The sequence below is a fragment of the Winogradskyella sp. KYW1333 genome, assembly GCF_003335675.1.
Lineage (GTDB): Bacteria > Bacteroidota > Bacteroidia > Flavobacteriales > Flavobacteriaceae > Winogradskyella.
In genome coordinates, this window is the sequence record NZ_QPHL01000017.1 from 248,384 (window position 1) to 271,465 (window position 23,082).

Here is a 23,082-nt window from a genome sequence, read left to right on the forward strand (position 1 = left end):
GTATAGTCATTTAGTTGGTACTAATTTACGAAATCAATTTTACTACATCTTTTGCAAAATAACTTGCTATAATATCTGCTCCTGCACGTTTAATAGATGTGACTTGCTCTAGCATAACACTATCATGATCTAACCATCCCTTTTCCGAAGCTGCTTTTAACATGGCGTACTCACCAGAAACTTGATAAACGGCAATTGGTATGTCGAACAAATTTCTAATATCTCTCACAATATCTAAATAACACAATCCTGGTTTCACCATGACTATATCAGCACCCTCGTTTATGTCCATTTCAGTCTCTCTGATGGCCTCATCTCTGTTGGCAAAATCCATTTGATAAGTTTTCTTGTCTTTTGGGATATTTTGAAGATCCACAGGTGCTGAATCCAAAGCGTCTCTATATGGGCCATAAAATGATGATGCATATTTGGCAGAATAACTCATTATGCCAACATCAATAAAGTTTGATTGGTCTAGCCCTTCACGTATTCCGAGGATACGACCATCCATCATATCACTTGGTGCCACAAAATCAGCTCCAGCTTCAGCATGTGAAATACTCATTTCCGCTAAAACTTCTACAGTGGCATCGTTTACAATTTTTCCATGTTTAATAATACCATCATGGCCATAGGAAGAAAAAGGATCGAGAGCCACATCTGTCATAACCAACATGTCTGGGCAAACTGACTTTACGGTTTTTATAGCTCGTTGCATTAAGCCATTTGGATTTAACGCTTCAGTTCCTTTGTTGTCTTTTAAAGCGTCGTCAACTTTAACAAAAAGCAATACAGATTTTAATCCCAAGCTCCATAATGTCTTTATTTCATCTTTCAACAGATCCAAACTATATCGATAGTAATTTGGCATGGATGCAATTTCTTCTTTTATTCCATGGCCTTCAACGACAAACAATGGAACTAAAAAATCATTGGGTGAGATAATGGTTTCTCTAACTAGACTTCTGATAGCCTCAGTTGTTCTTAACCTTCTATTTCTTCTAATTGGAAACATAATTATATCCAGTTTTTAGGTTCTTGCAATACCTTAATTAATTTTTCTTCTTCACTACCTTCAGCAGGGTGGTGATCATAAACCCACTGCACTTGTGGTGGTAAGCTCATAAGTATACTTTCAATACGCCCATTCGTTTTTAAACCAAACAAAGTGCCTTTATCGTGGACTAAATTAAACTCAACATAGCGACCACGTCTTATTTCTTGCCAATCACGTTGTTCTTTGGAATAATCAAGTTCCTTTCGTTTTTCTACAATTGGCACAAAGGCTTCTAGGAAACTATCACCTACATCAGTTACAAAATCATACCAATTTTGCATGGTCATTGATTCTGACTTTTTGCAATAGTCGAAGAACAAACCACCTATACCACGTGCTTCATTACGATGCGAGTTGTAAAAGTATTCATCACAACGTTTTTTGTATTTCGGGTAGAAATCTAGGCTATGTTTATCACAGGCTGATTTACATACTTGATGGAAATGTTTAGCATCCTCATCAAACAAATAATATGGCGTTAAATCTTGACCACCTCCAAACCATTGGTCTACAATATCTCCATTCTTATTGTACATTTCAAAATACCTCCAATTGCCGTGCGCTGTTGGCACCATTGGGTTTTTAGGGTGCAGTACTAAACTAAGACCGCAAGCAAAAAAATCAGCATCTTTAACACCAAAATAGGCTTGCATACTGTTTGGCAGGTTTCCGTGTACTCCAGAAATATTCACACCGCCTTTTTCGAAGACATTACCGTTTTGGATTACACGTGTTCGTCCACCACCACCTTCAGGACGTTTCCAAATATCTTCTTGAAATGTCGCTTTACAGTCAATTGCCTCAAGTTTTGAGGTAATCGTATCTTGTAATTCATGTATGTAATTGAAAAATTTATCCTTCAAAACCTAGTTTTTATATAATTCAAACAACTCCATATCTAATGGCGATTCTCCGGGAGGAGTAAACCCATTTAAAAGTGTTTTTTGCCATTTAAAACCATTATTTAAGGCTACATCTATACTAGATTGGTTGTCTTTATTTGCTATTATTTGTAATGTTTCAAGTTGAAGTACATTTAATGCATATTCGTTTAAAACCTTAATAGCTTTTGTAATTAGTCCATTGCCTTTAAAAGGATAACCTATACAATATGCATATTCTCCCTGCTTGGTTTTCCAGTTTAGTTCCTTGAGGTAAATTAATCCAGCTAACGCTCTTGTTTCTGACGCTTTGAGCATAAACAGAAACTCTTCTCTATTTTGGAACTGCTTAACTTTTTTCTCAACAAAAATCTGTGATAATGTCGGTGTTAAATTTTGCTCCAAGGTTTTTGGGAAGTAACGTTTAAGACGGTCTGTATTTGCAACAATAAAAGTACAAATTTTCCATGCGTCACCTTCATGAATTGGGTTAATTTCGAAACCATCAAATTGTGCTGTCATAAAACTTTAATTTCTGAATTATTCAGCCTTCTTTCTTCCTTGAGCAAGGTGACAGTTTTAAGTGATGCTGCTGTAACACTTAATGGTAAGACCAGTATTATACCAATAATAGGCACTAATAATAATAGGATGAATACGATTCCGTTGCCAATGGCAATTCCTCGATATTTTCTGACAAATTGAACACTTTCACCATATTTAAAATGGCGTTCAAGGGTGTAGTCCATATTACCGAAACCAGCATAATAGGCCTGCACTAAAAATAAAAGGACTGTTGAGAAAATATTAATTACAGGAATAAACTTTAACATTAAGATTGGGCTGGTAATCAACAACTCTTTTCCTAGATTTCTCAGGTTAATTCTTATACCTCTCCATAATTGTTGTCCAAAAGTTGTGTTGCGGTGTTGATGCTTTTCAATTCCTGTTAGGTGTGTTTCAATTTTTTCTGAAACGGGACTCATAAATGGTGCAGATAGCGCCATAATTATATGTTTATACAGGATCAAACCTATAGCAATTATCACTATAGCCCCAATAAATGTAGAAATAGAAGTAAATGTTTCTTTACCAAAGTCCCATGGCCAAATACTTGAAATAAATCTACCAATATTATCTGATAGACCATATGCCGTCACTCCAATTGTAAGTGCAGTTACAATACTTATAACAATTGGAATAGCAAAGTACTTCCATAATTTCAATTTAGAAATTAGTGCAAATGTGCCTGAGTAAGCTTCTAATCCTTTTAGAATGTTTTTAAACATAATATTCTTTCACTGCGTCAATAAATGCCTTGGCATTATCCAATGGAATATTAGGTAATATACCGTGACCTAAATTTACAATGTATTTGTCTTTACCAAATTCGTTAATCATTTGGTGAACCATTTTCTTTATTTCAGAAGGCGGAGAAAATAATCTTGTGGGATCAAAATTGCCTTGTAGTGTTATATTGCCACCTGTTAAATAGCGTGCATTTCTAGCAGAACAAGTCCAGTCTATTCCCAATGCTGACGCATTGGATTTTGCCATTTCTCCAAGAGCAAACCAACACCCTTTACCAAAAGCAATAACAGGAGCGTCATCCTTCAACGCCTCTATAATTTGATTAATGTACTGCCATGAGAATTCTTGATAATCAACTGGAGATAACATGCCACCCCAAGAATCGAAAATCTGTACCGCATCACATCCTGCCTTTACTTTTGCCTTTAGATATGCAATTGTTGTATCAGTAATTTTTTGTAACAGTTGATGTGCCGCTATAGGATTGGTAAAACAAAATTCTTTGGCCTTATCAAAATTTTTACTGCCCTGTCCTTGTACGCAATAGCATAAAATGGTCCAAGGTGATCCGGCAAAGCCAATTAAAGGAATCTCGTTATTCAATAATTCCTTGGTAGCCTTAATGGCTTGCATCACGTAGTCTAATTCTACATTTACATCCGGAATAATAACATTGTCTACGTCTTTATGATTACGAACAGGATTTGGTAAATATGGACCAAAATTTGGTTTCATTTCTACCTCTATGTTCATGGCTTGAGGAATAACCAAAATATCGCTAAATAAAATTGCCGCATCCATACCATATCGCCTAATAGGTTGAACAGTAATCTCACTTGCAAGCTCTGGTGTTCTACATCTTGTAAAGAAGTCATATTTAGCCTTTATCTCCATGAATTCAGGCAAATAACGCCCTGCTTGACGCATCATCCATACAGGAGGACGTTCAACAGTTTCACCTTTTAATGCTCTTAGATATAAATCGTTCTTAATCATAGTTATTAAACATAATTTTCATTCACCAGCTCAATCACACTTTCTACAGTAGGGACTTTCGCTATTCTCACATCTTCAAAAAATTGCTTTGCTACTTTGGCTGTAGTTTCACCGATACAAAATGCAATACCAGAAGCCTTGTTTTGTTTTAAATAGCTTTCAACGGTTGATGGGCTATAAAACATTACTCCGTCAAGATTGCTCTCAACCTTATCTGTATTGTATTTCGTTTGATAAGCTTCTATTTCATTAACGGTTATGTTATTTTCTACTAAGATATTTGGCAGGTCGTCTAATCTTAAATCACTACAGAAATAAGTGACTTCTGCACCTTCCATATATTCCACAAGGTGTTCGGCTAATTTTTTAGCGTTTGCTTCAATATGCTTTACATTACCTATGCGTTTTTCAATCATTCTCTTTGTGCGTCTTCCAACACAATAGATATTTTTAAATTGAAGTTCTGCAGGTGCAAAATTATGAAGTAGGGCTTCTACACCATTTTTACTTGTAATAATTACATTTTCGATCTCTTTTCTGACTACACTTTTAGGAATACGGTTAAGACTAATTTTTATGGCATCATTACTATCTGCAACAACATTATTATGAAATAACTGCAACTGCCCGTCCGTTAATTTTTTAGTAGAGTAGATATTGGTATTTCTGTCACTACGCTGTAATTGATCCATCAACGTTTTACCACCTTTACCAATTATATAGTCGGCACAAAATTCACCAATATCTGAATGCTCACCAAGCGGAACCACTTTTGAGACTTCTATTTTTTTTGAACCGTCTTTACTTAATAAGATTCCTTTAAAATTTACCTCCTCATTTTTAATATATGCTAAAGCACCTATTGGAGCTGTGCATCCGCCTTCAAGTTGTCTTAAGAACTTTCGTTCAATAGTTGTACAAATTTCTGTTTCCTCATGGTTAATTTCAGCGCATATTGTTCGGATTTCCTCATCACTTTCTAAAGCGGTTATCATTACAGCACCTTGGGCTGGTGCCGGAATCATCCAATGTAGATTAATAGCATTTTCAGGCTTAATATTTAGCCTACCTATACCAGCCGCTGCAAATATTGCAGCGTTCCAGTCATTGCTTTCGAGTTTTTCTAATCTAGAGTTAACATTACCACGAAGCCCAACAACGGTATGTGTTGGATATCGATTTAACCATTGTGCACGTCGGCGTAAACTACCTGTGGCAACAATAGCATCCTTAGCAGAAAGAAACTCTTCGTTATTTTTATAAACAAGCGTATCATTAACATTACCACGTTTTATAACTGCCGCTTGTACAATTCCTTTTGGTAATTGCGTTGGTACATCTTTTAACGAGTGTACTGCGATATCAATATCTTCATTGAGTATAGCAATATCTAAGGTTTTGGTAAATATGCCTGTAATACCCAGCTCATAAAGTGGTTTGTCTAGAACAATATCTCCAGTTGATTTTATTGGGACTAATACCGTTTTATGACCAAGTTTTTCAAGAAGTGATTGTACGGTTTTAGCTTGCCACATAGCGAGTTTACTATCTCGTGTGCCAATGCGAATTATTTTAGACATTATCGGTAGTTTCTAACTGGAATATTTTTTTGATAAGCTCAATGCTTTCGTCTGATGAACTGTTGTCTTCGCGTAAGTGATGTGCAAACTGATTTGTAATCTTTTGAATGATATTATTTGAAATCAATTCCGCTTGATCTTCATTAAAATCAGCAATTTTTTTTCGTTGAGAATTTAGTTCTGAATTTTTAAGATGTGTTAATTTATGTTTAATTGCCTGTATAGTAGGGACAAATTTTAGAGTATCTAACCAAACGTTAAATTCTCCCATGATCTCAGAAATAATAGACTCTGCCTGAGGAATATAGGCTTTACGTTTTACTAAAGTATCATCTGTAATCCTTGCTAAATCATCCATGTGAACCAATGATACATTTTGAAGATCTTTCACATCCTCGTTAACGTTTTTTGGAATAGACAAATCCAATATTAATAGCGGACGATTTGTAGAAATAAGGTTTTTGAAAACGGTAGGATCTTGTGCACCAGTAGCTACAATTACAATATCAGAATTATTAATTTCTGACTGTAACTCCACATAATCTTTAACAATAAGATTAAATTTTCCCGCAACTTCTTCGGCTTTGGTTTTAGTTCTATTAATTAAAGTTATATGAGAGTTCTTAGTATGCTTAACTAAATTCTCACATGTGTTTCTTCCAATTTTACCTGTACCAAAAAGCAAGATATTTTTGTCAGCAATATCCTGAACATTATTCATGATATATTGAACTGAGGCAAACGAAACTGACGTCGCACCTGATGACAATTCTGTCTCTGTTTTAATCCTTTTACTCGCCTGTATAACCGAATTGATTAAACGTTCTGTAAATGAATTTAACAATCCTTGTTTTTTTGATTGTCTAGCACTAACCTTTATTTGACTAATGATTTCAAAATCTCCTAGAATTTGACTGTCTAAACCAGAACCCACTCTCAATATATGGTTTATCGCCTCCTTGTTTTTATAAACATAGGCCACTTCTTGAAATTCTTCTACAGTACCCTTGGTGTTTTCACAAAGTAAATGAATCAGCTGATATGGATGCTCCGCAAAACCGTAAAGCTCGGTCCTATTGCATGTAGAAATAACAACAAGACTTTCAATGCCACTATCTTTAGCCTGTAACAACAAATTATTTTTGGCAGTATCACTTAGGCTAAAATGACCACGCACTTCTGCATCAGCTTTTAAATAGCTGAGGCCAATGGTATAAAAATGTGTGCTTTTTTGCTGTTGCATTCGCTCGTTTACCTGACTTGGAAATTAACAAAGCAAAAATAATTTTGTTACTATCAAAAAAATAACGCTAGAGGAACTTTAAATGTCGTTTGTGGGTTTTTAAGTTTCTTTTTTATAAAAATATGATAATTGTCATATTTTTGCCTTGAATAAAAGGTTTTTTGACTTTTTGTTTAGAACGAATCTAAATAACAGGAAAAATGGATTTAAATATTTCGTCTTCAAAAAGTGTCGCTAGAGGTACTTTTGAAGAAACGTTTTTAGAAGATGGTTTTTTTGTACTAATGCATAAAAATGAAAATAACGATGTTGAAATTCTTGAACGCGAGATAGATAGTAGTTATTTACAATTTCATTTTTGCACTAAGGGATTAGCTGTATTTGTTTTTAATCAAGGCAATTACAAATTAAATATCAATGAAGAAACCTCTTTATTACTTTACAATCCTCAGCGAAATTTACCAATACATGTAGAGCTTCAGCCACACTCTTGGATTGTTTCTGCTGTTATTTCTATAGAGAAATTCCACAATTTATTTTCAAAGGATGCCAACTACGTTACTTTTTTAACTGATGAAAACAAGGACAAAAAATATTACAATGATGGCAAAATAAATCCATCGATGGCCGTGGTATTAAATCAAATGATTAGTTATAACCTTAACACATCTGTAAAACCACTATATTTTAAAGGTAAAGTGTACGAGTTATTAAGCCATTATTTTAATAGAAGTGAAGATGCAGATGTAGAACAGTGTCCTTTTTTAGTTGATGAAGTCAATGTAGCAAAACTAAAAAGAGCAAAGGACATTGTTGTTTTAAGAATGGCAGAACCACCAACACTAAAAGATTTAGCGGCAGAAGTAGATTTAAGCCTTAAAAAATTGAAAGAAGGATTTAAACAAATTTATGGCGATACAGTTTATGGTTTTTTGTTTGATTATAAAATGGAAGTTGCTCGAAAATTACTTGAATCTGGTGAATTCAACGTAAATGAGGTTGGGCTAAAAGTTGGTTATAGTACAGCCAGTCATTTTATTGCAGCGTTTAAAAAGAAATTTGGGACTACACCAAAACGCTATGTAAGTAGCACAAACGGCCAAAAGAATTAATCTATAGAACAATATTAAAATACAATTAAACCCATTCAGTTTTGGGTAATTGAGTTGTATTTTTGCATTGCAAAAAAATAAGATGAAAAAAGGAATATTATTAGTAAATCTTGGTTCGCCAGATAGTCCAAATCCTAAGGATGTAAAAAGATATTTAGGCGAATTTTTAATGGACGAACGTGTGATTGATGTACCACTTTGGGCACGTACTCTTTTGGTAAAAGGAATAATTCTAAACACAAGGCCAAAAGCTTCAGCAAAGGCATACAAAAAGATCTGGTGGGATGAGGGATCGCCATTAATTGTTTTGTCAGAAAGACTTCAAGAAAAAGTTCAGAACCAATTGGATGTCCCAGTGGCTTTAGCTATGCGCTATGGCAGTATGACTATAAAAAAAGGTCTTCAAGAGTTAGTAGATAAAGGATGCACAGATATTAAAACCATTCCATTATATCCTCAGTTTGCTATGGCTACCACTGAAACCATTGACGTAAAAGTAGATGAACTTGTTTCAAAATATTTACCGCAAGTAAAAATTACACGCACACCTGCGTTTTATAATAGACAAGATTATATTGATGTACTGTCTGCGAGTATAGCTGAAAAGCTTGAGGACTTGGATTATGAACATATCCTCTTTAGTTATCATGGTGTTCCAGAGCGCCACATTAGAAAAAGTGATGTAACTAACGGCAATTGTAAAATGGATGGCAAGTGTTGTTTTAAAAAGGGTAGTCTACAGCATGAGTTTTGCTACCGTCATCAATGCGAAATTACTACGATAAATGTTGCTAAAAAATTAGGCTTAAAGAACGGAACTTATTCTACAACGTTTCAATCTAGATTAGGCTTTGATCCATGGTTAAAACCATATACGGACCGCACCATTGAGCGAATGGGTAAAGAGGGTATTAAGAAAATGGCTATTGTAACACCGGCTTTTGTTAGTGATTGTTTAGAAACCCTTGAAGAAATTGCTATGGAAGGGGAAGAAATATTTCACGAAGTTGGTGGAGAGGAATTTACTGTTATTCCTTGCCTAAACGAACGAGATGATTTTGCTCAAGTACTTTCTAATATTACAATGGAGTGGATTGCCACTGAAACTGTAATTGCCTAATGGCTAAAGTAACCTCTCAAGATTTAGGACATCAACCTATTGGTAAATTACTAATAAAGCAGGCAGTACCAGCTTCTATTGGTATTTTAGTGATGTCTTTGAATATTCTTGTAGACACCATTTTTGTTGGTAATTGGATAGGATCTGTAGCTATTGCGGCAATTAATGTTGTATTGCCAGTTTCATTTTTTATTGCGGCATTAGGAATGGCAATTGGTATTGGAGGGTCATCTATTATCTCCAGAGCACTTGGTGCTGATAATCGTAAAAAGGCGCTTACAACTTTTGGCAACCAAATAACGCTCACTTTATTATTAACTGTCGCATTAGTAATCCCAGGTTTATTATTTGTTGATAGTATAATTCCTGCATTTGGTGGTAAAGGTGCAATTTTTGAACCTGCCAAGGTATATTATGTTATTGTACTTTATGGTATTCCGTTTTTAGCGCTTTGTATGATGGGCAATACAGTTATCAGAGCAGAAGGTAAACCTAAATTTGCCATGTATGCGATGATGATTCCATCAATTGGTAATTTGGTTTTAGATTATATTCTTATCAGAATATTTGATTTCGGAATGCATGGTGCTGCTTGGGCAACAACAGGTTCCTATGTGCTTTGCCTAGCTTTTATCCTTTGGTTTTTTCTTTCAAAAAACTCAGAACTAAAGATTACAGATTGTTTTTACAAATTGAATTTTCCAATAATTAAAGAAATTGGAAGCTTAGGTTTTGTTACATTATCCAGACAGGCTGTTGTTAGTGTTACGTATTTGTTGATGAATAACATTTTGTTTGATTTTGGTGGTGAAACATCCGTAACAGCCTACGCCATTGTTGGTAGAATGTTAATGTTTGCCTTGTTTCCTGTTTATGGAATTACTCAAGGATTTTTACCAATTGCAGGATATAACTATGGGGCAGAAAATTACAGCCGAGTCCGGAAAACAATAATGACAGCCATAAAATACGCGGCTTTACTAGCGGGAATTGTTTTTGTTTTCTTAATGATTTTTCCTGAAGCTATCACAAGCTTATTTACTCAAGACCAAGCAGTATTAGTAGAAACACCTCCAGCAATGCGATGGGTATTTGCTGCGACTCCAATTATAGCGATTCAATTAATAGGCGCAGCATATTTTCAAGCTATTGGTAAGGCAACCCCAGCATTATTACTTACTTTATTAAGACAAGGCCTTTTCTTTATTCCTTTAATTTTCATTCTACCTCATTTTTATGGTGAGTTAGGCGTGTGGATTGCATTTCCTGTATCGGATATACTTGCTACAATTGTGACAGCGTATTTTTTACACAGAGAGGTGACGTTAAATTTATTGCCAAAGGAATCAGAATCATATTAAATTCTTAATTTTAGGATTCTATAATTAACCTTTTTTACAATGAAAGTTTCTTCGTTTTTTGCAGTTTTACTGTTATCATTTTTTAGTTTAAACATTCAATCACAAGACATCCAAGAATCTGATTATTCTGCATTAGAGTACAGGCTTGTTGGACCGTTTAGAGGTGGTAGAAGCGCAGCAGTTACTGGAGTTCCTAATCAACCGAATCTCTATTATTTTGGTGCGGCTGGTGGTGGAATATGGAAAACAACTGATGGAGGTCGTCAATGGGAAAATATTTCGGATGGTTACTTTGGTGGCAGTATAGGATCAATTACCGTTGCTAAGAGTGATCCTAATGTAATTTATGTTGGTGGTGGCGAAAAAACTGTACGAGGTAATGTATCCTCTGGTTATGGTGTCTGGAAAAGTGTAGATGCCGGTAAAACTTGGTCGAAATCAGGTTTAGAAAAATCAAGGCATATACCAAGAATTGCAATTCATCCTACTAACCATAATATTGTGTATGCTGGTGTAATGGGTAATATTTATAAGCCAACACAGGAGAGAGGTGTTTATAAAAGTACAGATGGTGGAAAATCTTGGCGCAAAGTATTGTTTTCGAATGCACATTCAGGTGTTGTAGATTTACAAATTGACCCAACGAATCCTAGAATTTTATACGCATCAACCTGGAGGGTACAACGTACTCCATATAGTTTAAGTTCGGGAGGTGATGGCTCAGCGCTTTGGAAGAGTACAGATAGTGGTGAAACCTGGACTGAAATTTCAACAAACAAAGGATTTCCTGAAGGTATTTTAGGAATTATAGGAGTAACGGTTTCTCCCGTAAACAGTCAACGTGTTTGGGCAATTGTAGAAAACAAAGACAAAGGAGGTCTTTATAGAAGTGATGATGGTGGAGAATCTTGGAATCAAGTAAATAGTGAACGAAAATTAAGACAACGTGCTTGGTATTACACAAGAGTTTATGCAGACACCAAAGATGTCAATACTGTTTATGTACTAAACGTAAGCTATCATAAGAGTACAGATGGAGGAAGAACCTTTGGGAACTATCGAGCGCCACATGGTGATCACCATGATTTATGGATTGCTCCGGAAGACCCAAATAGAATGATAATTGGAGATGATGGTGGGGCACAGGTTACTTACGATGGGGCTGAAACTTGGAGCACATATCACAACCAACCAACTTCTCAATTTTATCGAGTAACCACAGACAACGCATTTCCTTACAGGATTTATGTGGCACAACAAGATAATTCTACAATTAGAATACCACATAGAACAGATGGTAGATCAATTTCAGAAGATGACTGGGAAAGCACGGCTGGAGGTGAGTCTGCCCATATTGCAGTAGATCCTGAAGATAATGATATTGTTTATGGTGGTAGCTATGATGGATTTCTAACTAGGGTGAATCATAAGACAGGTACCGTAAGAGCTGTAAATGTTTGGCCAGATAATCCTATGGGTCATGGAGCTGAAGGAATGAAATACAGATTTCAGTGGAACTTCCCAATAGTATTTTCAAAACACAATCCGGATAGATTATATACTTTCTCACAACATGTTCATGTTACAGAAAATGAAGGTCAATCTTGGGATATTATTAGTCCTGATTTAACAAGAAATGATCCAGAAAAATTAAAATCTTCTGGTGGACCTATTACTCAAGATAATACTTCGGTAGAATACTACTGTACTATTTTTGCCGCTCAGGAGTCTCCGCTTAAAGAAGGGTTGTTATGGGTAGGTAGTGATGATGGCTTAATCCATGTTACTCAAGATGGAGGTAAGACTTGGGATAATGTTACGCCAAAAGGTATGCCAGAGTGGATGATGATTAATAGTATTGAACCAAGTGCGTTTGATGAGGGGACTTGCTATGTTGCTGGTACAAAGTACAAAACCGGAGATTTTGCGCCATATTTATATAAAACAACTGACTATGGTAAGTCTTGGAAGAAAATAACCAACGGAATTAATGAAGAACACTTTACGAGGGTATTGAGGGAAGATCCAAAACAAAAGGGGTTATTATATGCAGGAACTGAAACAGGAATGTATATTTCATTTAATGACGGTAAGGAATGGAAACCTTTTCAATTAAATTTACCAATTGTACCAATCACAGATTTAACAATTAAGGACAATAACCTTATTGTAGCTACTCAGGGAAGAAGCCTTTGGATGATAGATGACCTTTCCGTTATACATCAGCTTTTTAATAATGAGGTAAAAGGGAATCATTTGTTTAAACCAAAGGACACCTATAGAATGCGTGGTAGCAGTACAAAGGGGAGTAAGACTGCAGGGACAAACCATCCTAATGGTGTTATAACCTATTTTAATTTAAAGGATGTAAATGAGGATGATAAAATATCTCTTACCTATTTTGATAAGAAAGGAGATACGATTAAAACATTTTCAAATGTGAGTAAAAAAGACAAGTTAAGCGTCAAAAAAGGGGCGAATCAATTTGTTTGGAATATGACTTATGATGGCGCAGAACGGTTAAAGGGAATGATCTTATGGTGGGCGAGTTTAGAAGGACCAAGAGCGGTACCTGGAAATTATATAGTGAGTCTAAACGTTAATGGAGAGGAGCAATCTCAACCATTTACAATACTGGCAGATCCTCGTGCTGAGAGCACATTGGAAGATATGCAAACTCAATTTGATTTTATAAAGGATGTCAATAAGACAATGGATGAAGCACACAAATCCATAAAGAAGATTAGAAATATTAATACACAGCTAAGTGCGTTTCAAAAACAATATAAAGGAGATGATAATGTTGTAGAATTGCTTAAAAAAGCAAAAACCTTGGCAGAGCAATTATCAGTTATTGAAAAGGCGTTATACCAGACGCAAAACAGAAGTGGCCAAGACCCATTAAACTTTCCAATAAGACTTACAAATAAGTTAGGACACCTCAATTCTTTAGTTAGAATGGGAGATTTTGCGCCGACTGAGCAAGATATAGCCGTAAAAAATGAGCTTACTGAAAAAATAGAAAAACAGTTAAATACATTTAATGACCTTATTAAAAGTGAGGTAAAAGAATTTAATGAAGCGTTTAACGGTTTGAATTTAAACTATTTATTTATTGAGGATTAATAAATGGAGTATTACAATTATATAAAATCACTACATCTCATTTTTGTCATCACCTGGTTTGCTGGTTTGTTTTATATACCGCGTTTATTTGTATATCAGATAGAAGCATTCCATAAACCCTCTCCAGATAAAGAAATATTGGGTAAACAACTTAAACTTATGGCCAAGCGCCTTTGGTTTATTATTACTTGGCCTTCAGCAATTTTATCCACTTTATTCGCAATTTGGCTGATGATTTTAATGCCAAGTTGGTTTCAACAAGGTTGGATGCATGTTAAGCTCACCTTCGTGGGTTTACTTTTTGTTTATCATTTTAAAACGCATTTCTACTATAAACAATTGCAAAGAGATGAGGTAATGGTGAGTTCTAACTTTATGCGCATCTGGAATGAAGGTGCGACATTTATATTATTTGCAGTGGTCTTTCTTGTTATTTTAAAAAGTACAATTAATTGGATTTTCGGAATAATTGGATTAGTGGTTTTGGGAATATTAATAATGCTAGGATTTAGAATTTATAAAAATATCAGAGCAAAAAACCCAGACGCATAATTGGCTTGATTATTGCTATATTTAGTGCATTATAATCACTAATGAAGATTAAAAAACTCTCTTTAAGATCTAGAATATTCATTGCCATGATACTTCTTGTATTATTAGCATCTATTCTAATTGCTGCCGTTACAATTTACCAATATAATGAAGAGGCTAAAGATTATCACAAAGAGCGTTTAGAGCGTAAGGAAAAGGCAATTAGGCAGAGTATTAATTTTGCAATTAAGGAAACCACCTATCCAGTTACTACAGAAAACATACCTCTGATTTTTAAGGATGAAATTTTTGATATAGATGCAATTCATAACCTTCAAATAAATCTTTATGATCTCGAAGGACAATTACTTAAAAGCTCAAAGCGCACAATTCAAAGGGACACTACAGAAATTTGTATAGATGCAGAAATCCTTAATGCATTAGCCAATACTGTAGAACACAGACATGTGGTTAAAATTCAAGAAAATGGACAGACATTCCAATCGTCATATTCATATATCACGGATGAAAAGTTTAAGAATTTAGCCATCTTAAACCTACCTTATTTAGAGAATGATGACTTTCTAAATAGGGAATTGAATGAGTTTTTACTTCGCCTAAGTTATGCCTATTTGGCTATGATATTAGCTGCTATTGTTTTTGCCTATTTCATATCTAAATACATAACCAAATCACTAAAAACAATTAGTGATAAAATGAATGAATTACGTTTAGAAAAACGAAACAAAAAGATTGAGATTAAAAGTTCTAGCGAAGAAATAGAAACCCTTGTAAATTCATACAACGGTATGATTGATGAGCTGGAAGCAAGTGCTGTAAAATTGGCCACTAGTGAGCGTGAACAGGCATGGCGCGAAATGGCAAAGCAAGTAGCTCATGAAATTAAAAATCCACTTACACCAATGCGTTTAAGTGTTCAGAGTTTTCAACGTCAGTTTGACCCAAATGATGAGGGCATTAATCAAAAAGTTGATGAATACAGTAAGACATTGATTCAGCAAATTGACACAATGAGTTCAATAGCTTCAGCCTTTTCGAATTTTGCTAAAATGCCTGCCCAGAAAAGTGAAAAACTTAATGTTGTAAGCATAGTAAAATTGGCATTAGATATTTTTAATGAAGGCTATATTACTTTTGAAGCAGAATCAGATGAGATTATTGCAAAGTTTGATAGAAACCAGTTAATCCGAGTAGTTACAAATTTGGTTAAAAACAGTATTCAAGCGATACCTAGCGATATTGAGAATCCTATAATAAATGTGAGGGTGTTCTCTGAAGACGAAGAGGTGAAAATTACTGTAGAGGATAATGGTAGTGGTATTACCGAAGAAACCAAATCCAAAATTTTTGAACCAAAGTTCACTACTAAAACCAGTGGTATGGGTCTTGGTTTAGCTATGGTAAAAAATATTGTGGAAACCTTCAACGGAAGTATTAACTTTACATCTCAATTTGGAAAGGGAACTACATTTACAGTTTCATTTCCTAAAGAATAATACTATGAGCTATTCAAATATACTTTCCCAATCTTCAAATGGGATAACTACTATTACTATTAATAGATCAAATAAATTAAATGCCTTAAACAAATCAACAATTCAAGAGTTGCACGAGGCTTTTAATAAAGCAAATAATGACTCTGCCACCAAGGTTATTATTATCACTGGTAGTGGTGAAAAAGCCTTTGTTGCAGGAGCTGATATAAGTGAATTTGCCGATTTCAATGTTGAAGAAGGAGGTAAACTAGCAGCCCAAGGTCAAGCTTTACTATTTGATTTTGTAGAGCATCTTAGCACACCAGTAATTGCTGCTGTAAATGGTTTTGCCCTTGGTGGTGGGTTAGAGTTGGCTATGGCTTGTCATTTTAGAGTAGCAAGTGATAATGCTAAAATGGGATTACCTGAAGTTTCTCTAGGAGTAATACCAGGCTATGGTGGTACACAGCGCTTACCACAACTTGTGGGCAAGGGAAGAGCAATGGAAATAGTTATGACAGCAGGTATGATTGATGCAAATCAAGCATTAAATTACGGACTTGTAAATCATGTTGTTCCGCAAGAGGAGTTGTTGCCATTATGCGAAAAAATAGCAGGTAAAATAATGCGTAATTCATCAGTAGCTATTGCAGAAGCAATTAGAGCGATAAATGCAAATTATGAGGATGGCGTCAATGGTTTTGACGTGGAAATAGAGTCCTTTGGCAATTGTTTCGGTACAGAAGATTTTACTGAAGGTACTACGGCATTTTTAGAAAAACGTAAGGCAAATTTCCCAGGAGCTTAGTTATTTAACTTCCCAACCTTTTCTGTAATCACGTGTTACCCATTCATTAGCTTTTTCATAGTTGGTAACTTTCATAGCTTCACCATCCCAAAGAAGTTTTCTTCTTCCAGGATAATCAAAAGGTGCCCAATCAGTTGGTTTTTTGCCATCTTTTAAAACTTTATACTGAAATGCTTTTATGGCAAGATTACCCATTAAAACAGACTCAGTAAGTGGTCCGGCATATTCAAATGGTGATGATGTTTTAATACCTGATAGACAAGCTTCAACCCAATTGTCTATATGACCGTTTAATCCATTTTTAATTCGTGGTAAGGTTGGTTCCGGTTTTTTGAAGTAATTCATGGTACTACTTGGTAATAGTCTCGGATTACCTGAGTAACAATCCGTAACCAACATACCTTTAGTGCCGTAAAAAACACTACCGCCACTCCAGTTACCAATAAACTCACCGTCTTTTAATTCATCTGGTAAATCTGGCATTATGCCACCATCATACCAGTTTAAATTAACCTGGCCATGTTTTTCAGTATCAAATTTCAATCTAACAATAGAAGAAGGTGGACAGGCTTTGTTATAATTGGCCTCTACAAAGTCACCAGCCCAAACTGTAGTGCAACTTGCTTCAGCTTCATTTGGATAACCAAGACCCAAAGTTCTGAACGGTGTTTCCATGATATGGCAACCCATATCACCAAGACCACCAGTTCCAAAATCCCACCATCCTCTCCACTTAAAAGGTAAATAAGCAGAATGATACGGTCTATTTTGAGCTGGTCCTAACCAAAGATCCCAATCAAGATGTGACGGTACGGGCTCACCTTCATTAATATTTCTTAACCCTTGTGGCCAAACGGGTCTGTTTGTCCAGCAGTCCACTTTTTCGATAGTTCCAATAACACCTGAATCTATCCACTCTTGTGCTTCTCTAATTCCATCACTCGAACTTCCTTGATTACCCATTTGAGTCACTATGCCAGTTTCTTTGGCAATATTGGCCATAAGACGAGCTTCATGTATATTGTGGGTGAGTGGTTTTTCTACATATGCATGTTTTTTTGCCCTCATAAATGGCAATGCAATTACAGCATGTGTATGGTCAGGGGTGCCAACGGTAAATGCATCAATCTCATTTATATGATTGTCATATAACTTTCTAAAATCCTTATACTTCTTTGTCTTTGGGTGCATTTTATAACTCCCTTCAGCCAACTTATCATCTACATCGCATAGTGCCACAAACTTTACATTTTTGTTAGAGCTAAGACCTTTTACGATTCCTGCACCACGACCACCAACACCAATAGAAGCTACGTACAGAGTATCACTTGGTGGTACATGATTTTTACCTAAAACATAACTAGGAACAATGGAAAAAGCTACAGTTGCACCTGCAGTTTTTTTGATGAATTTTCTTCGCTTCATAAAAACAAATTTTGTTGGTTAGTACCACATGAAGGTACAACAAAATTCAATAAATTACGAAAGTACATTTAGAGTGAAAAAAAGATTCTGTTCTAAATCAAATTGAAGACTGTCATGGTGGTAGTCTTAATGAAAGCCGTTTTGGAATTAGAATGAGAGGTGAGGGTCAAATCGCGAAACAAATAAATGACACAGTTAAGTTGGCCAAAGCAAAATATTTTAAAGGAAGGTCTATACCCAAACTGAATGATGCTTTGCATGAAAATTATAAAACCAATCAACTCAAATTATTTTAAAAAAAGAAGTGGACTTAAGTCCACTTCTCACTAAATAATAACTAATATATAAACAACAATCTATATTCTAAATCTCTCGGTGAACACGCGGTTGTTAAACTTAACAACAGCAGTATAATCTCCTGATAAAGTTTCATCTAATCTGTATACTCCATTTAATACTTGATTACCTTTAATAGTATCAGAGTAGATTAAATTATCTTCAAAATAAAGGTTCACCTTCATTTCATTTGTATCTATTCCAAGCTTAGAAATTATAATTCTAGAATCTTCATTTCTAAAAACTGGTTTAAATATCTTTTCTTTAGCATTTGAGCTAAAAGTTACTTCCTTATTCTTCACTATAATTGAGGTCAACTCAATTTCAAAATCCTTGTTGATTTCAATAGTATATATTCCATTTGATAGTTGGGTAAAATCGTACAGCCTAGTTAGATTTCCATTGTATTTAACCGTACCTGAATAAATAGTATTACCTGATTCATCGTAAACAGAAATCTTACTTCCTTCATTTATAAAATGGTAAGTCGGTATTTTGTCTGTTTTCTCACTTGCGTAGCTTGTGTATGTTCCAAACATCACTGCTACTACTAAAATTCCCTTTAATAAATTTTTCATCTGTTTCATCTTTTTTGGGGTTAAACTGAATAATTAAATTTTCTTTTATCGTTTTTATAAGTTGTTGAAAATTGTTTATAAATCAGTTCTTAGGATTTAACGATACAAAGGTATTTGAGATGCTTAGTGCAGAAAACAAGAATATTGGCATATTTATATTCAAAATTAACCTTATAATTGTTTTTGTGTAGAAATTGGGTTAAAATAGTATATATTATTGATAATTGTGTATACATTTTGTTTTTGTGTTACACCTAATTTTGTATTAATTAAAAAATTGTGAAGACAAGAAAACCTACTTTAGAGAAGATAAGTCCAGAATTTGGGAGTTCCATGCGTGTAATTAAACATGAAACTTACCTCGGCAAAAAAAAACCATTTTGGCATTTCCATCCAGAAATTGAATTAGTTTACGTAAATAAAGGGAAAGGTAAGCGCCATATAGGTAATCATTTATCATACTTTAATAATAGCCAGTTACTATTAATTGGTTCTAATCTACCACATAATGGATTTACGGATAGATTGACTATTAGTGGAACAGAAACTATTGTACAGTTTAGAGAAGAGTTTTTAGGACAGCACTTTTTTGATGTACCAGAGATGGAAGCTATCAGTAATTTGTTTGATCGTGCGAAGAGTGGCATACTATTCGGTGTTAAAACAAAACAAAAATTCGGTAAAAGAATTGAAAAGCTTTCTGAGAAAGAGGGATTTAAAAAAATATTGCTTTTACTTGAGATTTTGCATGGATTAGCAAAGTCCGAAGACTATGTGATTCTTAATGCAGATGGGTATGCTTTTGAAACAGAACCTCAAGATAGTGCCAAAATAGATATTATTTTTAATCATATAAATGATAATTTCAAGGAGCACATTAGTTTAGATGAAATAGCTGATAAAGTTAGTATGACAGTACCTGCTTTTTGTAGATATTTTAAAAAGGTGACAGGGAAGACTTTTACCAAGTTAGTAAATGAGTATCGAGTGGTTCATGCCACAAAATTGTTGTCAGAAAGTCAAATGAGTATTACAGATATTTGTTATGAGTGCGGGTTTAATAATTTTTCTCATTTTAATAAGTTATTCAAGGAATTCACTGGTAAAAGTGCATCCAAATATAGAGGTGAACTAAAATTGATGGTGCAATAAAAGAATTTAAGTATGGACAAGAAAATAGATTTGGCAATAGAATATTACACTTCCAAGGGGCAGAAAATTCTAGACAAGGTTAATAAAAGAAACAATGTAAGTGCTGATGAGTTAATTAAATTGGGTGAAGAAATGGCTATAATTGAATATAAATTAACTGCACTTGAGATTGCAAAAACCAATTAATTTATAATTTCCCGTTCCATTCACTATAAAATCGGGTTAAAAACTCTTCCATATAATTATGTCTATCTGAGGCTATTTGCTTTCCTGTTTTTGTGTTCATTTGGTCTTTTAGCAATAACAATTTTTCATAAAAATGATTAATGGTAGGGGCAGAAGAATTTTTGTATTCTGCTTTACTCATATTGAGGTTTGGCTTAATTTCAGGATTGTAAATAGCTCTGTTTTTAAACCCACCATAGTTAAAACATCTGGCTATTCCAATGGCTCCAATAGCATCTAACCTATCTGCATCTTGCACGACTTCCATTTCTTTTGAGGTAAACTGAAATCCTTTTTCAAAAGTGTTTTTGAATGACATGTTTTTTATAATGTTTATAACATGCTCTATAACCACACTATCGACATTATTTTTAATTAGGAATGTACTAGCTTTTTTAGGGCCAATGGTCTCGTCACCTTCATGAAATTTAGAATCTGCAATATCATGCAATAATGATGCTAAGGCAACAATCTCTATATTAACATTTTCTTGTTTTGCAATATGTAAAGCATTATTAAAAACACGTTCGGTATGAAACCAATCATGGCCTCCTTCGGCATGCATTAATTCTGACTTAACGAAATTCTTTGTCTTTTCAATTAATTCAACATTCATTAAACTATAATATGTGATGTTATGGTTTTTTCAATTTCCGGTATTAACTTCAAATGATCCAATTGCTCACTCAGTTTAATGGGTTTATGAACAGTATATTTAATGTTAGCACCAATACCCATTGGAAATTTACCATATCTTAAGGTTTTCCATGAATTGTTTATGGTAATAGGAACGACCAGTGCACTTGGCATGTGATTAAACATGGTTATCAAACCTTTTGTTTTAAATGGTTTAGGATTGCCATCTCTACTTCTGGTTCCTTCAGGAAATATTACCGCAGCCCATTTATTTTTTTCAACCCGCTGTGCAAATTCTTCGATTGCTTTTATTGAACCTAAAGCATTTTTTCTATCAATGAGAACAGATCCACCATGCCTTAGATTATAAGAAACACTAGGAATCCCTTTGCCTAATTCTTTTTTGCTGATAAACTTTACATGATGTTGTCGCAGATACCAAATTAGTGGCGGGATATCATACATGCTCTGATGATTTGTAACAAGTATTAAGGGAATACCCTTATTAATTTGATGAGGATTATTAAAAGTAAATCTAGTTCCTAAAATATTAAGACATCTTAACAGGAAAAACTGAAGAAAGTCTACACTTATTTTGTGGGCTTTATATCCAAAAATATTGTTACAAAACCATTGTATTGGATGAAATACAACTAAAGTTAACCCAAAAAAAATGAAGTAAATTACTGTAATAGGATAGGCAATTATTTTTTGCATGGTACAAAATTAAAAAACCACGATAAAAATCGTGGTTTTTTTAAATACTTCTTATTTATGGAACTAACAATGATCGTTATAAGCATCCATTAGATTTTCTGCAATTAATTCTGCAGGTCTTCCTTCAATATGATGACGCTCTAACATATGCACCAATTCTCCGTCTTTAAATAATGCCATACTTGGTGAACTTGGTGGAAATGGAATCATAAATTCTCTTGCTTTATCCGTAGCCTCTTTATCTACACCTGCAAATACAGTAACTAAATGGTCAGGACGCTTTGTATTTTGTAAGCTCATGCTTGCTCCTGGTCTTGCATTAGCTGCGGCACAACCACAAACAGAATTTATAACTACTAATGTCGTTCCTTCTTTTGCTAATGCACTTTCTACAGCATCTGTTGTATGTAATTCTTCAAAACCAACGTTTGTTAAATCTTCTCGCATTGGTTTCACTAGTTCTGCTGGATACATATTATAATTTTTTAATTAACACTTTTTAGTTTTGCAAAGATACCAAATGTGTAACAAATAGTTAATCGCATACACTAACAAATAGTATATTTATGTATTCATAAAAACTATAGTAAAAATGAGTTTTGCAAAATGGATAGGAGGAGCAATTGGGTGGTCATTTGGTGGCCCAATAGGTGCTATAATTGGATTGGCAATAGGGAGTTTTGTTGATAACATGGCAGATGCTGGTAGTCCTCTCATTGGTGAAAGACAAACAGGACAAAAAAGGCGTGATCCTTACAGAAGGATGCCTAATTATGATAAGCAACGCAGACGGCCTAAAACACAGTCAGGAGATTTTGAGGTAAGTCTACTTATTTTGGCTTCAATTATCATAAAGGCTGATGGTAAACAAGATCAGCGTGAGTTAGATTTTGTGCGTCAGCAATTCAGAAATATGTATGGTAAAGAACGTGCTAACCATGCCTTTGATTTGTTTAAGCGAATTACCAAACAGAATGTATCTAAGCGTCAAGTATGTTTACAGATTAAACAGATGATGGATCATGCCTCGCGTTTGCAGTTATTACATTTTTTATTTGGTATAGCCAAAGCAGATGGTCATGTTACCGAAAGAGAAATAAAAGAAATTTACACTATATCTGGGCATTTAGGAATAAGTAATAAGGATTACGAAAGTATTAAGGCAATGTTTTATAACAGTATTGATAATGCCTATAAAATACTTGAGATAGATAAGTCAGTTTCTGATGATGCCGTTAAAAAAGCTTACAGGAAAATGGCTAAAAAGTACCACCCAGACCGCGTAGGTCACTTAGGAAAAGAACACCAAGAAGGTGCAGAGGAAAAGTTTAGACAAGTCCAAGAAGCATACGAGCATATCCAAAAGGAAAGAGGCTTTAAATAATCTTATC

22 protein-coding genes are annotated in these 23,082 nt (G+C 34.5%); 10 read left to right on the plus strand and 12 right to left on the minus strand.

Translation table 11 applies throughout. The annotated features are described in order from the left end of the window. Window positions 1-25: 25 nt before the first annotated feature. The 7 genes from hemB to hemA are packed head-to-tail and all read right to left on the minus strand — an operon-like array spanning window position 26 to window position 7,068. The gene (gene hemB, locus DUZ96_RS10905) at window positions 26-1,015 is read right to left on the minus strand and encodes a porphobilinogen synthase (RefSeq protein WP_114301973.1); all 990 of its coding nucleotides are present in this window, start codon (window positions 1,013-1,015) and stop codon (window positions 26-28) included. A gap of 2 nt (window positions 1,016-1,017) precedes the next feature. Next, entirely contained in the window at window positions 1,018-1,920 is a 903-nt protein-coding gene (gene hemF / locus DUZ96_RS10910; RefSeq protein WP_114301974.1) for an oxygen-dependent coproporphyrinogen oxidase, read from the minus strand. Window positions 1,921-1,923: 3 nt separating this feature from the next. Then, complete coding sequence (locus DUZ96_RS10915) at window positions 1,924-2,460, minus strand: GNAT family N-acetyltransferase (RefSeq protein ID WP_114301975.1); 537 nt, start codon at window positions 2,458-2,460, stop codon at window positions 1,924-1,926. Then, a complete protein-coding gene (locus DUZ96_RS10920) occupies window positions 2,457-3,227 on the minus strand; it encodes an EI24 domain-containing protein (RefSeq protein ID WP_114301976.1) in 771 nt (256 codons plus the stop codon). Before DUZ96_RS10920 ends, DUZ96_RS10915 begins: the two co-directional genes overlap by 4 nt. After that, entirely contained in the window at window positions 3,220-4,245 is a 1,026-nt protein-coding gene (gene hemE, locus DUZ96_RS10925; RefSeq protein WP_114301977.1) for a uroporphyrinogen decarboxylase, read from the minus strand. The genes DUZ96_RS10920 and hemE overlap by 8 nt, the downstream gene beginning before the upstream one ends. Before the next feature lie 5 nt (window positions 4,246-4,250). Beyond that, window positions 4,251-5,825, minus strand: coding sequence for a hydroxymethylbilane synthase (gene hemC, locus DUZ96_RS10930; protein ID WP_114301978.1), 1,575 nt, complete (start codon window positions 5,823-5,825; stop codon window positions 4,251-4,253). Further along, window positions 5,818-7,068 carry a glutamyl-tRNA reductase gene (gene hemA / locus DUZ96_RS10935; RefSeq protein WP_114301979.1) on the minus strand — a complete coding sequence of 417 codons (1,251 nt, stop codon included), beginning with the start codon at window positions 7,066-7,068 and terminating at the stop codon, window positions 5,818-5,820. Before hemA ends, hemC begins: the two co-directional genes overlap by 8 nt. A 200-nt stretch (window positions 7,069-7,268) precedes the next feature. Between hemA and DUZ96_RS10940 the strand changes: the two genes are divergently transcribed. The 7 genes from DUZ96_RS10940 (at window position 7,269) to DUZ96_RS10970 (ending at window position 16,622) form a co-directional block, all read left to right on the plus strand. Beyond that, a complete protein-coding gene (locus tag DUZ96_RS10940) occupies window positions 7,269-8,180 on the plus strand; it encodes a helix-turn-helix transcriptional regulator (RefSeq protein ID WP_114301980.1) in 912 nt (303 codons plus the stop codon). An 82-nt stretch (window positions 8,181-8,262) separates the two neighbouring features. Then, entirely contained in the window at window positions 8,263-9,300 is a 1,038-nt protein-coding gene (hemH, locus tag DUZ96_RS10945) for a ferrochelatase (RefSeq protein ID WP_114301981.1), read from the plus strand. Beyond that, window positions 9,300-10,661: an MATE family efflux transporter gene (locus DUZ96_RS10950; protein ID WP_114301982.1), complete on the plus strand. Its 1,362-nt coding sequence runs from the start codon at window positions 9,300-9,302 to the stop codon at window positions 10,659-10,661. Before hemH ends, DUZ96_RS10950 begins: the two co-directional genes overlap by 1 nt. A 39-nt stretch (window positions 10,662-10,700) precedes the next feature. Then, window positions 10,701-13,787 carry a VPS10 domain-containing protein gene (locus DUZ96_RS10955; protein WP_114301983.1) on the plus strand — a complete coding sequence of 1,029 codons (3,087 nt, stop codon included), beginning with the start codon at window positions 10,701-10,703 and terminating at the stop codon, window positions 13,785-13,787. Between the two features lie 3 nt (window positions 13,788-13,790). Further along, window positions 13,791-14,339, plus strand: a complete 549-nt coding sequence (locus tag DUZ96_RS10960) for a CopD family protein (RefSeq protein ID WP_114301984.1) — start codon at window positions 13,791-13,793, stop codon at window positions 14,337-14,339. A 41-nt stretch (window positions 14,340-14,380) separates the two neighbouring features. Further along, window positions 14,381-15,835 (plus strand): HAMP domain-containing sensor histidine kinase, encoded by a 1,455-nt coding sequence (locus DUZ96_RS10965; RefSeq protein WP_181855272.1) that lies wholly within the window; start codon window positions 14,381-14,383, stop codon window positions 15,833-15,835. Window positions 15,836-15,839: 4 nt separating this feature from the next. Next, on the plus strand, window positions 15,840-16,622 hold the full coding sequence (locus DUZ96_RS10970; protein WP_114301985.1) for an enoyl-CoA hydratase/isomerase family protein: 783 nt from the start codon (window positions 15,840-15,842) through the stop codon (window positions 16,620-16,622). On the opposite strand, the gene DUZ96_RS10975 is transcribed toward DUZ96_RS10970, so the two are convergent. Both DUZ96_RS10975 and DUZ96_RS10985 read right to left on the minus strand, forming a co-directional pair. Further along, window positions 16,623-18,047, minus strand: coding sequence for a Gfo/Idh/MocA family protein (locus DUZ96_RS10975; RefSeq protein ID WP_114301986.1), 1,425 nt, complete (start codon window positions 18,045-18,047; stop codon window positions 16,623-16,625). A 356-nt stretch (window positions 18,048-18,403) separates the two neighbouring features. Beyond that, entirely contained in the window at window positions 18,404-18,961 is a 558-nt protein-coding gene (locus tag DUZ96_RS10985; RefSeq protein WP_114301987.1) for a hypothetical protein, read from the minus strand. Between the two features lie 279 nt (window positions 18,962-19,240). On the opposite strand from DUZ96_RS10985, the gene DUZ96_RS10990 reads away from it, so the two are divergent. Continuing rightward, window positions 19,241-20,113 (plus strand): AraC family transcriptional regulator, encoded by an 873-nt coding sequence (locus DUZ96_RS10990; RefSeq protein WP_114301988.1) that lies wholly within the window; start codon window positions 19,241-19,243, stop codon window positions 20,111-20,113. A gap of 12 nt (window positions 20,114-20,125) precedes the next feature. After that, on the plus strand, window positions 20,126-20,299 hold the full coding sequence (locus DUZ96_RS12950) for a hypothetical protein (protein WP_181855273.1): 174 nt from the start codon (window positions 20,126-20,128) through the stop codon (window positions 20,297-20,299). Between the two features lies 1 nt (window position 20,300). Here DUZ96_RS12950 and DUZ96_RS10995 read toward each other — a convergent pair whose 3' ends face one another. From DUZ96_RS10995 to DUZ96_RS11005, 3 genes are all read right to left on the minus strand, one after another. Next, window positions 20,301-20,954 carry an HD domain-containing protein gene (locus tag DUZ96_RS10995; protein WP_114301989.1) on the minus strand — a complete coding sequence of 218 codons (654 nt, stop codon included), beginning with the start codon at window positions 20,952-20,954 and terminating at the stop codon, window positions 20,301-20,303. After that, complete coding sequence (locus tag DUZ96_RS11000; protein ID WP_114301990.1) at window positions 20,954-21,691, minus strand: 1-acyl-sn-glycerol-3-phosphate acyltransferase; 738 nt, start codon at window positions 21,689-21,691, stop codon at window positions 20,954-20,956. The genes DUZ96_RS10995 and DUZ96_RS11000 overlap by 1 nt, the downstream gene beginning before the upstream one ends. 63 nt (window positions 21,692-21,754) lie before the next feature. Then, entirely contained in the window at window positions 21,755-22,165 is a 411-nt protein-coding gene (locus tag DUZ96_RS11005; protein WP_114301991.1) for a BrxA/BrxB family bacilliredoxin, read from the minus strand. A 118-nt stretch (window positions 22,166-22,283) separates the two neighbouring features. On the opposite strand from DUZ96_RS11005, the gene DUZ96_RS11010 reads away from it, so the two are divergent. Continuing rightward, window positions 22,284-23,075 carry a TerB family tellurite resistance protein gene (locus DUZ96_RS11010; protein ID WP_114301992.1) on the plus strand — a complete coding sequence of 264 codons (792 nt, stop codon included), beginning with the start codon at window positions 22,284-22,286 and terminating at the stop codon, window positions 23,073-23,075. The last annotated feature ends 7 nt before the right edge of the window (window positions 23,076-23,082 follow it).

Bases quoted from the DNA above. Each gene is read 5' to 3' on its own strand.
- DUZ96_RS10995 (WP_114301989.1), bottom strand. From the start codon at position 20,954: ATGAATGTTGAATTAATTGAAAAGACAAAGAATTTCGTTAAGTCAGAA.
- DUZ96_RS11005 (WP_114301991.1), bottom strand. From the start codon at position 22,165: ATGTATCCAGCAGAACTAGTGAAACCAATGCGAGAAGATTTAACAAAC.
- DUZ96_RS12950 (WP_181855273.1), top strand. From the start codon at position 20,126: ATGGACAAGAAAATAGATTTGGCAATAGAATATTACACTTCCAAGGGG.
- hemH (WP_114301981.1), top strand. From the start codon at position 8,263: ATGAAAAAAGGAATATTATTAGTAAATCTTGGTTCGCCAGATAGTCCA.
- DUZ96_RS10985 (WP_114301987.1), bottom strand. From the start codon at position 18,961: ATGAAAAATTTATTAAAGGGAATTTTAGTAGTAGCAGTGATGTTTGGA.
- DUZ96_RS10965 (WP_181855272.1), top strand. From the start codon at position 14,381: ATGAAGATTAAAAAACTCTCTTTAAGATCTAGAATATTCATTGCCATG.
- DUZ96_RS10950 (WP_114301982.1), top strand. From the start codon at position 9,300: ATGGCTAAAGTAACCTCTCAAGATTTAGGACATCAACCTATTGGTAAA.
- DUZ96_RS10960 (WP_114301984.1), top strand. From the start codon at position 13,791: ATGGAGTATTACAATTATATAAAATCACTACATCTCATTTTTGTCATC.
- DUZ96_RS10920 (WP_114301976.1), bottom strand. From the start codon at position 3,227: ATGTTTAAAAACATTCTAAAAGGATTAGAAGCTTACTCAGGCACATTT.
- DUZ96_RS10915 (WP_114301975.1), bottom strand. From the start codon at position 2,460: ATGACAGCACAATTTGATGGTTTCGAAATTAACCCAATTCATGAAGGT.
- hemB (WP_114301973.1), bottom strand. From the start codon at position 1,015: ATGTTTCCAATTAGAAGAAATAGAAGGTTAAGAACAACTGAGGCTATC.
- DUZ96_RS11010 (WP_114301992.1), top strand. From the start codon at position 22,284: ATGAGTTTTGCAAAATGGATAGGAGGAGCAATTGGGTGGTCATTTGGT.
- hemE (WP_114301977.1), bottom strand. From the start codon at position 4,245: ATGATTAAGAACGATTTATATCTAAGAGCATTAAAAGGTGAAACTGTT.
- DUZ96_RS10975 (WP_114301986.1), bottom strand. From the start codon at position 18,047: ATGAAGCGAAGAAAATTCATCAAAAAAACTGCAGGTGCAACTGTAGCT.
- hemA (WP_114301979.1), bottom strand. From the start codon at position 7,068: ATGCAACAGCAAAAAAGCACACATTTTTATACCATTGGCCTCAGCTAT.
- DUZ96_RS10940 (WP_114301980.1), top strand. From the start codon at position 7,269: ATGGATTTAAATATTTCGTCTTCAAAAAGTGTCGCTAGAGGTACTTTT.
- DUZ96_RS10970 (WP_114301985.1), top strand. From the start codon at position 15,840: ATGAGCTATTCAAATATACTTTCCCAATCTTCAAATGGGATAACTACT.
- hemC (WP_114301978.1), bottom strand. From the start codon at position 5,825: ATGTCTAAAATAATTCGCATTGGCACACGAGATAGTAAACTCGCTATG.
- DUZ96_RS11000 (WP_114301990.1), bottom strand. From the start codon at position 21,691: ATGCAAAAAATAATTGCCTATCCTATTACAGTAATTTACTTCATTTTT.
- DUZ96_RS10955 (WP_114301983.1), top strand. From the start codon at position 10,701: ATGAAAGTTTCTTCGTTTTTTGCAGTTTTACTGTTATCATTTTTTAGT.